This is a genomic window from Paraclostridium sordellii (genome assembly GCF_000953675.1).
Classification (GTDB): domain Bacteria; phylum Bacillota; class Clostridia; order Peptostreptococcales; family Peptostreptococcaceae; genus Paraclostridium; species Paraclostridium sordellii.
Genome location: NZ_LN680000.1, coordinates 24,802 through 37,131, shown reverse-complemented (window position 1 = coordinate 37,131; position 12,330 = coordinate 24,802). Strand labels below are relative to the sequence as shown.

Below are 12,330 nucleotides of genomic sequence, written 5' to 3'. Positions count from 1 at the left end.
TAACTTCATATACCCAAGTATTTCCAACATATCCAGCTATGCCTAAATACTTTAAATACTATTAAATACTATTAAATACTATTAAAGAAGATCATCCCTTTTTTAAAAATATATATAATTAAATTATAAATTAAATATAACGACAAATTAGGGATTTATATTAACCATAATAAAAGTAAACCTAGCTATAAACTATTAAAATAACATAAAAATGATAGTTTTTTAAGCTAAAAGTCAGAACGTATGTTTGACAATGTGTTAAATTTATGTTAATATTTTCCTGTAATCATTCAGAACATATGTTCTAATAAATAATCAAACACTAGTATTTACAGTATGTTTAGGAGATGATATTTTAAAATGGTAAATTTAAATAAAAATCAAAATAAGATATTAATATCAATTAGGTCGCACTTTAAAGAGAATACGGGAGTTATTAAATATCATACAAAAAGTAATTGTTGAGGAGTATAAAATAATGAATGAAAAAAACAATATAGAATTAGTGCAAATAAGAATTGAATTAAAACAGATGATAGATATCTTAGATGATAAAAAATTTATAAATCATTTAACTAATATCATTAAATATTTTTTAGATAGAAGAATTTAAAAAAGACATGTAAATTACATGCCTTTTTTAAGTTCTTCTGTAAATTTCTTCACAACAAGCCAATCTTCATCATTCAGTTTTAACATAGCTCTTATTATATTTTTTTTGAAAGAATCGTCATCTGCGTATAATCTACCAACAAGCATATCAAATTCTTCCTCTGGAGATAAATTTAAAAATACTTCTCCTTCTCCAGTCTTTAACCAAACTTCATTGACATTAAATTTTTCACAAATAGCATCTATGTTTCTTTGAGTTAATTGGACTATACCAGATTCAATATTTCCGACGTTGGATCTACTTAATTTTATAGAATCAGCAAATTCCTGTTGTGTTAATTTTAAGTGTTTTGTTCTCAAGTCTCTTAATCTTTCTTTCAAGAAAATCACCTCATACATAAATATACACTAAATGCTTGTAAAAAACAATAATAAACATAAAAAGACATTAGATGACAAAAAAAGCTTGATTTTGCTTTTTAAAAGAGTTAAAATGACATTAACAAACAAAAAGGAGATGAATTATATGTCATTAGAAGAAAAAGAAAAAATATTAAGAGACATTTTTAAGAATTTAGAGTTTGTTAATGAAAAAGATAAAAGTTCTGTTATTGCATATATAAGTGCAACTATAGATACAAGAGCGAGAATAGAAATGGAAAATAGGAGATGTAAAAGAGCTTAATTAAAAATAAAGCCTGGGTAGGCTTTGTTGGAACTTGTAATAAGTATTAACAAATCAACCATAAGTATTATTTATTGAATACAAAAGTAAAAGCAATAGGTGAAATAGCATGAAGGGAAAACAAAGAAAGAAATTTATAGAGTGTGATTATGAAAGACTACATACAAGAGTTTTAGAATCTGATATCGATGAAGATGAAATAAATCAAATTATAGATGTTAGAACAAAATGCTCTTATGTAACAAAAACTATAGATAGTGGACTAATTAGAGAAGTTGAAACATACCCTATGTATCTTAAATCTGAGATGCCAAAGGAATGGAAAACAGAAAAAAATAAACAAACTCAAAAAAATCTTAATAATAAAAATGCACAAAAGAATTTCATAAGAAAAATTAATACTAACTTTAAAAATGGAGATTTTTTTATAACATTTACATATTCAAATGAAAACTTACCAAAGAATCATGTAGAAGCTAAAAAAGATATGCAAAATTTTATAAGAAGATTGAAAAGATTAATTAAGAAAAAAGAGTTGGACGTGGAACTTAAATACGTATATGTTACAGAGCATTCAGAAGGCCCTAAAGGGATTAGATGCCATCACCATGTAATAATGAACTCAATACTATCTATGGAAGATATAGAAGGCTCATGGAAGCTTGGAAGAAGAAATAATATACGTAGGTTAGATACAGATGAACTTTGGTTAACTGGGGTCGCAACTTATTTATGTAAAGATCCTAAAGGAAAAAAGAGATGGTGTAGTAGCAAAAATCTAAAAGATCCACGTATAACTAGAAATCACTCAAAGTTTAGTAAAAAGAAAATAAATAATATGGTTAGATTTAGAGATTTAGTAAAAGAAGAAATGGAAAAGGCGAATCCAGGATATGTATTTATAGACCATGAGATTTATTTAAATGAACATAATGGAAAGCCTTACATATATGCAAGAATGAGAAAGTATAAAGAATGAGGTGGTAGATATGGGAATAGCAAAATATAAAAATACAAATTGTTTATTTGCTGTAGATGGAAAAGTGTGTACTCATAAAAATATTTGCGATAAAGAAGCTTGTTCCACTAGAACATTACTAAAAGGGTATTCAAAATGTGTTTTCTTGTATCCAAAAGAAAAAGCTAAGGAATTTTTAAAAGAAAATAAATAAGTTAATAAATTTTAAAAAGGATTGATTAAACAATGGATATAACAGAAAGTGCTATAAAACTAGAGTATTTAGTAAAAGAGATATGCAAAGTTAAAGGGCTAGATATTAAACAACTTATAGAAAGAGAAGATCCTAAACTTAGATTAGTTTGGAAAGAAGCTCAACAAGTATTTTTTAAATCAAAACCAGTTATGAATTGAGGGTAAACCGAAAGATGAAAGATTTATATATTTTTATATATTATTTAATTTTTATATTCGGTGGATTAGAAATATTAGCTTATATAGCTGATAAAAGGAGATGAGTATAATGTCTATTTATGTTATTGTATGTCCTTGCTGTAAACAACCAGATAGTTTTGAAAAAGATGTAGAGTTTGATGATAACTCGACTTTTAAATGTGAATGTGGGAATGAGTTTACATTAGAAGAAGCTGAAACAATGGAATTGGAAAGAAAGTAAAAATAAGAGGTGAAGAGGGTGAACTATTCTAATACTTATGATTTTGATTATACAGAAAATTATATGGCTTTATTAGCTTGTATATTAAATCCTAAATTAACTGTAGGAAAAGCTATAAAACATATAGTACTTGAAAACATCAAGGATTCTGAAACTAGAGAATACAAAAGAACTAATCAAAAACATAACTATAAAGTAAAAGTTTTAGATGAAGTTGAAAGTAAGGAAATTGAATTTGATAACTTAAGTGATTGCTGTAAATTTTTAAATATGAGAAGGGCAGATATAACAACTTATATAAAACATAATAGACTGTTTAAAAAGAGATATAGAATACAATCTTTAGAGCCTATAAGAAAAGTTGAAAGAAAGCCTTTAATAGTTAAAGATACATTAAAAAATGAAACAATGGAATTTAAAAGTATTAATAAGGCATGTGAGTGTTTAGGAGCTAAAAGACATAATATTAACGAAGCTATAGCAGCTAAAAGATTATTTAGAAAGAGATATAAAATTGAGTATAAAAGGGAGATGTCTTAAATGTACATAAAGAAGTGTGAGTATTGTGGTAAAGAGTTTAAAACAACTCAACCAACTACTAAGTATTGTGGCAAATATCATGCTGGGAAAGCTCGAGGTGAAAGACAAGCATTTAGAAAAAATAAAAGTAATTAGGAGTGAAATGGAAGATGAAACTACATGAACTTAAGATTTTGCCTAAATACTATGAAAAAGTAATTAGTGGTGAAAAAAGTTTTGAAGTTAGAAAAGATGATAGACAATTTTCGGTAGGGGACTTAATAAGGTTGAAAGAGTTTGATAAAGATTTTACTGGAAGAGATTATTTAGTAAAAATTATATATAAATTAAATGGTGGCAATTATGGTTTAGAAAAAGGCTATTGTATATTATCTATCAAACCATATATTGAAGGAATGGATAAGGAAAAAACAATAAGGGATTTTTTAAAACAGGCAATTAAAGAACAGGAAAAAGAATTGTGTGTGTATTTATCAGGACAATATACAAAAGGTGAATCTTATGAAAAAGAAATAATAGATGAATGTATACATGATGTTAGACTTTTAGAAAGTTATTTGTAACAAAATAATTCTTTTATATTGGAGGTTAATATGAAAATAAGTGATGAAAAAAGAAAAAAGCTTTATAAGTTTATAAATATATTAGAAGTTAAAAAGCGAATTGATAAATATGAAGTTATAGATGGAAATGAGAATACAACTAAATGTGAAGATATAAAAGGATTAGATATAGTCTTAAATTTATATGAATTTAAGAATTTAAATCTATATATACCAGGAATGAATATAATTGATGAATACTTAATGAAAGATTATATAATAGAAAATTTAGAAGCTATATTTAATTAAGCAAAGGAATAGCATATGGAAAGTATTTATATAGAGTGTAGAAACTGTAATACATATTTTAAAATAGATAAAAAAGATTGTAGATATAGCTACAGTAAATGTAGGTGTGAAGAAAATCTAGTTGTAATAAAAGAAAAAGGAAGTAATGAATATGAAAAGAAGTGAAGCTAGTGAGCAAATACTATTAATGCAATGGTGTAATTTACAAAAATTTAAATATCCTGAATTAGAATTAATTTTTCACATTCCAAACGGTGGAAGTCGAAATAGATTAGAAGCTGCAAACTTAAAGAAACAAGGTGTAAAATCAGGAGTTCCTGACTTATTTTTACCTAAAGCAAATAGGAAGTATCATGGTTTATTTATAGAAATGAAGTTTGGAAGAAATAAGACCAATGAAAATCAAGATAGATGGATAGAAAATTTAAATAAACAAGGTTATAAAGCAATTGTATGTTTTGGATTTGAGGAAGCTAAAGAAGAAATATTAAAATATATAGCTAGTTAGGTGGGGGATTAATGAGCAGTGACAAATTTAAAGAAGCAGAAGGAAAGTTATTTAATTATAATCTAACTAAAGCAGAAATGAATTGTTTAAAATTAGATATAGAAAAAATCAAAATAAATATAAATGATAATTACGATTATAATTTATTATCAAGTATAGGATATGAGGAAAGAACAGGGAAAACAAATCATATATCAAAGCCAACAGAAAAACAAGTTATAAAGAAAGAAAAGGAAATTGAAAAAGCTATTAAAGATAAATACAAAGCTATGAAAGAAAAAGAAATTGAAATTAAGAAAATAGAAAATGCATTAACCATATTAACTGATGAAGAAGTAGATTTAGTTAATAGAAGATACTTCAGTAATAAGAATTTAGGATGGGCTTATATAAGTACAATGATGTCTATGTCTGAATCTAAATGCAAGCAAATGAGGGTCGAAATAATAGATAAGATAAAAGGACTATTATAACATAAACTTAATATTTAATTTATATATATTTTGAATACGATTTATGTATGATTTGTGTACGATTTATGTACGTTTCGTACACAAATCATACATAAATGTTAAAGTATAATAATAGTATGGAAATTTTGTAGAGATTCCATAAACCCACATAATATCTATTACTGTAGAGCCAGGTAATTCTCAGCTACCTGGATTGAAAATATTATATGAGGATATAGTTTAAATTTGGAAAACCACTAACTTTCATTTGGTGAATCAGGTTCGATACCAGTTATCCTCGCCAATTAAATAGGACTTTACTAAAAGAGAACTCTGTAGAGGTATGGAGTATAAACAAATTAAATTACGTTCTCATAAAAGGCTAGATTAATTTCTAGTCTTTTTTATTTTAAAAGTGATATTGGGAAGTGTTAAAAACTTATGGTCCATATTAGATTTAAAAGATATATACAAGATGAAGAAGCTAATAAGTTTTACAAAACATATAAGTGGATTAAGAAAAGAAAAGAAGTTTTAATAAGAGATAACTATGAATGTCAAGAGTGTAAGAAGAAAGGTGGATACCATAAAGCTGAATGCGTTCATCATATTAAGGAGCTTAAGAAGTATCCTGAACTTGCACTAGATATAAATAATCTTATTAGTTTATGTAATAGATGTCATAACTTAATCCATGAAAAACACTTAGCTAGAGTTAAAACAAAATTCATAAATGAAGAAAGATGGTAAATAAAATTTTTATACCATAGCCCCCCTATTAAAAAAATCGACTCTAGGGTAAGCCGTATAGGTCGGAGTATACCCCGGACAAAAGAGAAAAAATCACTTTTCATGTGAGGGGGGGTGGCAACCTTGAAAAATATAGGGTGCAACTAAGTTTTTAATATTAAAATTGAGGTGGTGAAATGGGTAATGGGAAAAATTTAGAAAAACACGAAAAAGCCTATATTGACTATATTTCAGGGATGAAATACAAAGATATAGCTGAAAAGTATAATGTAAAAGTAAATACAATAAAATCATGGAAAAGAAGACATGGTTGGTCTAGAGAAAATGCACTAAAAAAGGTGTGCGAGGATGCAATGGTGCAAGATTTGGGAAATATTTTAGAAATAAAAGAAGATATGATAGATCAACTTAAAAGTAAGGGTACTGATACTAAAGATAATATACATTTAGTTGAACAGTATATAAAGCTTTGTAAGATTGTAGATAGCTTAAATAAGGATATAGAACAAAGAGGTGTAACCATTCAATGGAAGAATGGGGAACAAGTAGGATTTAAAAAGAATGATAGTCTTAGTGAATTAGGAAAAATGTTAAAGACTATGCTTGAAATAAAAGTAAGAATTGGATTAATACCTACACCAAAAGTAGATGATGACGATGAAATTTAATAAACATATAGATAGATATATTGATTTAGTCGAAAGTGGATCTCTTATAGTTGGTGAGGATATAAAAAAACTTATAGTTTTAATTAAAGATAAGCTTTCTCAACCTAATGTTTTTATAGATTCAGAAAAAATTGATAAAGCAATAGAGAAGATAGAACAATATTTTCCATACAAGCTTTTAGACTGGGAAAAGTTTATTATAGGCTTAGTACATTGCTATTATGATGATGAAACTTTAGTATGGAACACTTTTTTATTAGTAATGGGTAGAGGTGCTGGTAAAAATGGATTTATCAGTGCTTTAAGTTGGTATTTAACAACTTCTTTTCATGGTAAGAGGGAATACAATGTAGATATAGTTGCTAATAGTGAGGACCAGGCTAAGACATCATTTGAAGATGTATATAATGTTATAGATGATAATAAAAAACTTCAAAAAGCATTTTATTATACAAAAGAAAAGATTGTATTTAAAAAAACTAAATCATATATAAAATACAATACATCAAATGCTAGAACTAAAGATGGTTTAAGACCTGCATGTATTATATTTGATGAAATACATGAATATGAAGATTATTCAAATATAAAGGTATTTAAATCGGCATTAGGTAAAAAAGAACATTCAAGAACATTTATGATAACCACAAATGGAAATGTAAGAGGTGGAGTATTAGATGATTACTTAGAAATTGCAGAAGCTATATTAAAAGGTGAAAATAAAACAATGAGGTTACTTCCTATTATTTATAGATTAGATGATGATAAGGAAGTAGACGATAAAGAAATGTGGAATAAGGCTAATCCATCATTTAAATTTTTTAAAGATTTAAGAATTGAGATGGAGCAAGAATATGAAGATATGAAATATCAACCTCAATTAGCAATTGAATTTATGACAAAACGTATGAATAGACCTGCACAAGATAGTTTTACTGTTGTAGCTGAATGGGATAAAATAGTTGCTACAAATCAAAAGATTCCTATTTTAGATGGATGTACTTGTATTGGTGGAGTAGACTATGCAAGTATAAGGGACTTTGTAGGATGTGGACTTTTATTTAAGTTTGGAGATAAAAGAGTATGGCTACATCATACATTTATATGTCATAAAGCTTTAACTTTACCAGGTAGACAAATAAAATTTGATATTGAATTAGCTAAAAAAATGAAATTATGTACTGTTTTAAAAGAAGATTCAGTTAATCCTAAATATATAGTAGATTGGTTTTTAGAAATGTCAACAAAATATAATATAGTAGATATTAAAGCTGATAGTTATAGAAAATCTTTATTAGCAAGTGCATTTAATGAAGTTGGATTACCTTTAAGTGATGTCCGAAATGGATATATAACTCATAATAAAATAGCCCCTTTATTAGAACAACTATTTGCTAATGAAAATATAATTTTTGGTGATGATCCTATGATGCGATGGTATACAAATAATGTTTATGCAGATATAGATAAAAAAGGAAATAAAAGTTATAAGAAGATAGAGCCTAAGTTAAGAAAAACTGATGGCTTTTTTGCTTTTATACATGCATTAAGTGAAGACGAAAAGATACCTCAAAGTGTTAATGAACAAAACTATTATGGATGCTATTCATATTAAGGGAGGTGATTAAAATAGGAATAAGAAATTTTTTTAGTAACTTATTTAGTGTAAAAATGAATGGCACTGGTACAAGTTCTTTACAAGCTGAAATATTTTATAAAGAATTTGCTATACAAACATGTATATCCATAATTACAAATGCTTTGATTTTAGCAGAGTTTGAAACTTTTGAAAAAGGTAAAAAGCTCAAAAAAAATAATTACTATTTATTTAATATTGAGCCTAATATGAATCAAAATGCTACAGAGTTTTGGATGCAAGTTATTTCAAACTTAGTCTATGATAATGAATGTTTGATAATTCAACATGATAGTCAATTATTTGTAGCAGATTCATTTGAACATGATGAATATGTATTTTATGAAGATACATATAAAAACGTAGTTGTAAGAGGATATTCATTAAGTGATACATTTAATGAATCAGATGTTATTTATTTAAAACTTAATGATGGAAATATAAAAAAAGTTATAGATGGTTTATATAGTGATTACAGCAAACTTTTAGGAGTTTCTATATCTTCATATAAAAAATCAAATGGAAGAAAAGGAATATTACAAATAAACGGACAAGCCCCACTTCAAGGGATTGCAAAAGATAATTTTGATAAATTAATGCAAGAGGATTTTAAAAATTACTTAGAATCTGAAAATGCAGTTTTACCTCTTAGTAATAGTTATAAGTTTGAAGAAAGTAAAAATGGAGGCACTATTAAGGATAGTAGAGATATAAGAGCCGTTATAGACGATATTATAGACTTTGTAGCATCTGCTTTTCATGTTCCTGCAGGAGTTATAAAGGGAGATATAGCAGGAGTTGAAGGTCAAACTGATAACTTCCTAATGTTTTGTATAAATCCAATAGCAAAGCTTATTACTACTGAAATAAACAGAAAAATATATGGCAAATCTGATTTTATTGAAAGGACCTATGTAAAAATGAATACTCAAAGAATTAGAGATGTAGATATATCAAAAATATCTAAGGCTGCTGACTTATTATTTAGAATAGGTGTTAACTCAATTGATGATAACTTAGAATTGATAGGAAAAGAGCCTATTAATACAGATTGGTCACAAGAACACTATGTAACTAAAAACTATCAATCTGTACTTAATCCTGATTTGAAAGGGGGTGAAAGAAAAAATGGAAAAGAGAACAGTAAGTCTACAATTTAGAAGTACTGACTTAGAAACAAGAAAAATAGAAGGTTATGCTGCTATCTTTAATGATGAATATACAAAGTTAAAGGATAGATGGGGAGATTGCTTTTATGAAAAGATTTCACCAGGAGCATTTTTAAAAACATTAAATGATAAGACTAGAGATAAGTTTATGCTTATTAACCATGATTGGAATAAAGTTGTAGGGAGAACTAATTCAAACTTAGAACTTGAGGAAGATAATAAAGGGCTAAGATTTAGTTTAGAAGTTCCTAATACATCAGATGGTAATGACTTATTAGAAAATGTAAGATTAGGATTAGTAAAAGGCTGTAGTTTTGGATTTAATATAGTAAATCAAAAAACTAGATGGGATGATTATTGGAATTTCTATCGAGATATTACAGAAGTTGATTTATTTGAAATAACAGCTACACCTATTCCAGCATATTCAGACACAGAAATAAGTTGCCGTTCTGAAGAATTATCAAATATTTCAATTAAAGAAATAAGAGAAAAAGAAAAAAACTTAGAAGGTCCACAAAATCAAAATAAAATTAATGAAAATAGAAGTGCTGAAATTATTTCAGCATTTTTTAATGCATTTAAATAAGAAAGTGAGGAATTGATTAATATGGGAATGAAAAATTTAGATAAAACGATAGATATGACACAAATAAGAGCACAGGTAGATGAAGCTTTAAAAAATAATAATTCGGAAGATATATCAGAAGCTTTGGTTAGAATGGCAGAAGGAATACAAGAAAATATATTAAAAGAAGCACAAACACAAGCTAGATCATTAATAAGAGCACAAGTTAATGATAGAAATGTATTAAATGAAAGAGGAATGAATGTTTTAACTACAGAGGAAAGAAAATATTATGAACAAGTAATAGAAAAAAGAGCATTTACTAATTTAGATGTAGCTTTACCAAAGACTGTATTTGATAGAGTATTTGATGAATTAGACAAAGAACATCCACTTTTAAATAAAATTGCATTCCAAAATACAACAGCTGTTACTGAATGGGTAATAAGAAAAACAGATTGTGAAGCAGCATGGTGGGGAAAATTAACAGATACAATTAAAAAAGAACTTTCACAAGGTTTTGATAAGATAAAAACAGACATGTATAAATTAACAGCATATATGCCAGTTTCAAAAGCTATGTTAGATTTAGGACCTGAATGGTTAGATAGATATGTAAGAGCGGTATTAAGTGAATCTATATCAATGGCTTTAGAATATGCTATAGTTGCAGGAACTGGGAAAGACCAACCTATAGGAATGATAAAAGATTTAAAAGGGTCTGTTGTTGAAGGTGTATATCCTGATAAAGCAGCAATAAAATTAAATGATTTTAAACCTACTACTTTAGGTAAAAGTGTAATGGCTCCACTAACAAAAGGTGGAAGTAGAGCGGTTCCTTCTATTTTAATGTTAGTTAACCCTTTAGATTATTGGGAAAAAGTATTTGGAGCAACTACATTTTTAACACTACAAGGGACTTATGTACATGGTGTTATGCCTATACCATCAGAAATTATACAATCTGTAGCAGTTCCAAAAGGAAAGCTTATAGCAGGAATGGGAAAAGATTACTTTATGGGGATTGGATCAAGTCAAAAAATAGAGTATTCAGATGAATATAAGTTTTTAGATGATGAAAGAACTTATGTATCTAAACAATATGCTACAGGAGAACCTATAGATAATGAATCATTCCTTGTATTTGACATAACAAAATTAAGTGTAGATGTTCCAGTAGAGAGTAAATAATGTTAGATGAATTAAAACAAAATTTACAAATTACTTGGTATGATGAAGAAATAAAACAAAAACTTGAAAGAAGCCTAAGTTCAGGTAAGGAATATTTAAATTACATAGCAGGGGTTGAAATTGATTTTGATAACAGCCCCTTTGCTAAAAACTTATTATTAGAATATGGAAGATATTCTTATAATAATGCCGTAGAGTACTTTGAAACGAATTTTCAAAAGGAACTAACACATCTTCAAATAATGAATGTGGTGAAAAAAGATGTTCAATGATTTTAAAACTAAGCAAAAGGAATTATTAAAGACCTTTAAACACAAAATTGAAATAAAAACAGTAAAAGATACTATTGTAAATGGGAGAAGAATTAAAGGAGTAGAAACAAGCTTTCATCCTTGTTATGCTAATATACTTGATTTATATGGCAAGGAACTTTATAGTGCTTTAGAAGCTAAATTAGAAAATACGGCAATATTTGAAATACGATATTGTCAAAAGCTTGAGGCCCTAAGAAATAAAGAAGATTTTATTATAGTATGGCAAAATAAAAAATATAAAATTTATTATCCTGATTTTTTAGGATATAAAAGAGATTATATACATTTAAAATGTAATGAGGTGCTGTAATGAGCATTGAAATGGAATTTGAAGGCTTAGATGAACTTATAAAAACAGTGGAACTTTTAGCATCAGAAGCCGAAGTTGACACTTCTAATAAAAAGATATTAAAAGAATGTGGGGAGCTAGCTTACTCTACTGTTAAGCCACTAATTCATAAAAGTAAAGATAATAGTAAAAGTGGAAGAAAAGGAAGTAGACCTCAAGGTCATGCTAGTGATAATGTGCCACCCCCTAAGTTTAGAACTAAAAAAGGGGAAAAATATATAGTTGTAGGATGGGAAAAATCCGACAATAGTAATTACTATTATATGAAAATGGAAGAATGGGGGACAAGTCAAAGACCTCCGCATCATTCATTTGGATTAGTTAATAAGATGCTAGGTAAGCAATATGACAATATAGCTACAAAAGAATATGATAAATTAATTAAAAAGCTTGAGAGGTGATA

The 12,330-nt window shown here is 27.2% G+C and carries 23 protein-coding genes; 22 read left to right on the top strand and 1 reads right to left on the bottom strand.

The features are described 5' to 3' along the window. Positions 1 to 478 precede the first annotated feature (478 nt). Positions 479 to 613, top strand: a complete 135-nt coding sequence (locus ATCC9714_RS17825) for a hypothetical protein (RefSeq protein WP_021121904.1) — start codon at positions 479 to 481, stop codon at positions 611 to 613. A 14-nt stretch (positions 614 to 627) separates the two neighbouring features. Here ATCC9714_RS17825 and ATCC9714_RS17435 read toward each other — a convergent pair whose 3' ends face one another. Further along, on the bottom strand, positions 628 to 1,011 hold the full coding sequence (locus tag ATCC9714_RS17435; RefSeq protein WP_244465179.1) for a helix-turn-helix domain-containing protein: 384 nt from the start codon (positions 1,009 to 1,011) through the stop codon (positions 628 to 630). 127 nt (positions 1,012 to 1,138) lie between these two features. Between ATCC9714_RS17435 and ATCC9714_RS17430 the strand changes: the two genes are divergently transcribed. The 21 genes from ATCC9714_RS17430 to ATCC9714_RS17335 all read left to right on the top strand — a co-directional run bounded on the left by ATCC9714_RS17430 (position 1,139) and on the right by ATCC9714_RS17335 (position 12,328). After that, the gene (locus tag ATCC9714_RS17430; RefSeq protein WP_155485651.1) at positions 1,139 to 1,297 is read left to right on the top strand and encodes a hypothetical protein; all 159 of its coding nucleotides are present in this window, start codon (positions 1,139 to 1,141) and stop codon (positions 1,295 to 1,297) included. Between the two features lie 109 nt (positions 1,298 to 1,406). Beyond that, a complete protein-coding gene (locus tag ATCC9714_RS17425; RefSeq protein ID WP_057544297.1) occupies positions 1,407 to 2,276 on the top strand; it encodes a rolling circle replication-associated protein in 870 nt (289 codons plus the stop codon). A 10-nt stretch (positions 2,277 to 2,286) separates the two neighbouring features. Then, the gene (locus ATCC9714_RS17420; protein WP_057544298.1) at positions 2,287 to 2,469 is read left to right on the top strand and encodes a hypothetical protein; all 183 of its coding nucleotides are present in this window, start codon (positions 2,287 to 2,289) and stop codon (positions 2,467 to 2,469) included. Between the two features lie 32 nt (positions 2,470 to 2,501). Next, a complete protein-coding gene (locus tag ATCC9714_RS17415) occupies positions 2,502 to 2,669 on the top strand; it encodes a hypothetical protein (protein WP_021121856.1) in 168 nt (55 codons plus the stop codon). Between the two features lie 109 nt (positions 2,670 to 2,778). Beyond that, positions 2,779 to 2,931: a hypothetical protein gene (locus ATCC9714_RS17410; RefSeq protein WP_021121908.1), complete on the top strand. Its 153-nt coding sequence runs from the start codon at positions 2,779 to 2,781 to the stop codon at positions 2,929 to 2,931. A gap of 18 nt (positions 2,932 to 2,949) precedes the next feature. Further along, positions 2,950 to 3,471 (top strand): NUMOD1 domain protein, encoded by a 522-nt coding sequence (locus ATCC9714_RS17405; protein WP_021121854.1) that lies wholly within the window; start codon positions 2,950 to 2,952, stop codon positions 3,469 to 3,471. Further along, entirely contained in the window at positions 3,472 to 3,606 is a 135-nt protein-coding gene (locus ATCC9714_RS17820; RefSeq protein ID WP_256313675.1) for a hypothetical protein, read from the top strand. 14 nt (positions 3,607 to 3,620) lie between these two features. Further along, positions 3,621 to 4,034 (top strand): ASCH/PUA domain-containing protein, encoded by a 414-nt coding sequence (locus ATCC9714_RS17400; RefSeq protein WP_077065647.1) that lies wholly within the window; start codon positions 3,621 to 3,623, stop codon positions 4,032 to 4,034. A gap of 30 nt (positions 4,035 to 4,064) precedes the next feature. Beyond that, complete coding sequence (locus ATCC9714_RS17395) at positions 4,065 to 4,322, top strand: hypothetical protein (RefSeq protein WP_021121886.1); 258 nt, start codon at positions 4,065 to 4,067, stop codon at positions 4,320 to 4,322. A gap of 15 nt (positions 4,323 to 4,337) precedes the next feature. Further along, positions 4,338 to 4,487 (top strand): hypothetical protein, encoded by a 150-nt coding sequence (locus ATCC9714_RS17390; protein WP_021121882.1) that lies wholly within the window; start codon positions 4,338 to 4,340, stop codon positions 4,485 to 4,487. Continuing rightward, positions 4,474 to 4,830, top strand: a complete 357-nt coding sequence (locus ATCC9714_RS17385; RefSeq protein WP_057544299.1) for a VRR-NUC domain-containing protein — start codon at positions 4,474 to 4,476, stop codon at positions 4,828 to 4,830. Before ATCC9714_RS17390 ends, ATCC9714_RS17385 begins: the two co-directional genes overlap by 14 nt. A gap of 11 nt (positions 4,831 to 4,841) precedes the next feature. After that, the gene (locus ATCC9714_RS17380) at positions 4,842 to 5,303 is read left to right on the top strand and encodes a hypothetical protein (RefSeq protein WP_021121896.1); all 462 of its coding nucleotides are present in this window, start codon (positions 4,842 to 4,844) and stop codon (positions 5,301 to 5,303) included. A 420-nt stretch (positions 5,304 to 5,723) separates the two neighbouring features. Further along, positions 5,724 to 6,032 (top strand): HNH endonuclease, encoded by a 309-nt coding sequence (locus ATCC9714_RS17375; RefSeq protein WP_021121876.1) that lies wholly within the window; start codon positions 5,724 to 5,726, stop codon positions 6,030 to 6,032. 176 nt (positions 6,033 to 6,208) lie between these two features. Then, positions 6,209 to 6,700: a P27 family phage terminase small subunit gene (locus ATCC9714_RS17370; protein WP_057544300.1), complete on the top strand. Its 492-nt coding sequence runs from the start codon at positions 6,209 to 6,211 to the stop codon at positions 6,698 to 6,700. Continuing rightward, positions 6,690 to 8,315, top strand: a complete 1,626-nt coding sequence (locus tag ATCC9714_RS17365; protein ID WP_057544301.1) for a terminase large subunit domain-containing protein — start codon at positions 6,690 to 6,692, stop codon at positions 8,313 to 8,315. Before ATCC9714_RS17370 ends, ATCC9714_RS17365 begins: the two co-directional genes overlap by 11 nt. Positions 8,316 to 8,320: 5 nt before the next feature. Then, positions 8,321 to 9,496, top strand: coding sequence for a phage portal protein (locus ATCC9714_RS17360; RefSeq protein WP_242853392.1), 1,176 nt, complete (start codon positions 8,321 to 8,323; stop codon positions 9,494 to 9,496). Continuing rightward, entirely contained in the window at positions 9,465 to 10,094 is a 630-nt protein-coding gene (locus tag ATCC9714_RS17355) for an HK97 family phage prohead protease (protein WP_057544303.1), read from the top strand. The genes ATCC9714_RS17360 and ATCC9714_RS17355 overlap by 32 nt, the downstream gene beginning before the upstream one ends. 21 nt (positions 10,095 to 10,115) lie before the next feature. Then, positions 10,116 to 11,264, top strand: a complete 1,149-nt coding sequence (locus ATCC9714_RS17350) for a phage major capsid protein (protein WP_057544304.1) — start codon at positions 10,116 to 10,118, stop codon at positions 11,262 to 11,264. Then, a complete protein-coding gene (locus ATCC9714_RS17345; RefSeq protein ID WP_021121889.1) occupies positions 11,264 to 11,536 on the top strand; it encodes a hypothetical protein in 273 nt (90 codons plus the stop codon). Before ATCC9714_RS17350 ends, ATCC9714_RS17345 begins: the two co-directional genes overlap by 1 nt. Beyond that, a complete protein-coding gene (locus tag ATCC9714_RS17340) occupies positions 11,526 to 11,888 on the top strand; it encodes a phage head closure protein (RefSeq protein WP_057544305.1) in 363 nt (120 codons plus the stop codon). The genes ATCC9714_RS17345 and ATCC9714_RS17340 overlap by 11 nt, the downstream gene beginning before the upstream one ends. Beyond that, complete coding sequence (locus ATCC9714_RS17335) at positions 11,888 to 12,328, top strand: HK97-gp10 family putative phage morphogenesis protein (protein ID WP_057544306.1); 441 nt, start codon at positions 11,888 to 11,890, stop codon at positions 12,326 to 12,328. Before ATCC9714_RS17340 ends, ATCC9714_RS17335 begins: the two co-directional genes overlap by 1 nt. Positions 12,329 to 12,330: the final 2 nt, after the last annotated feature.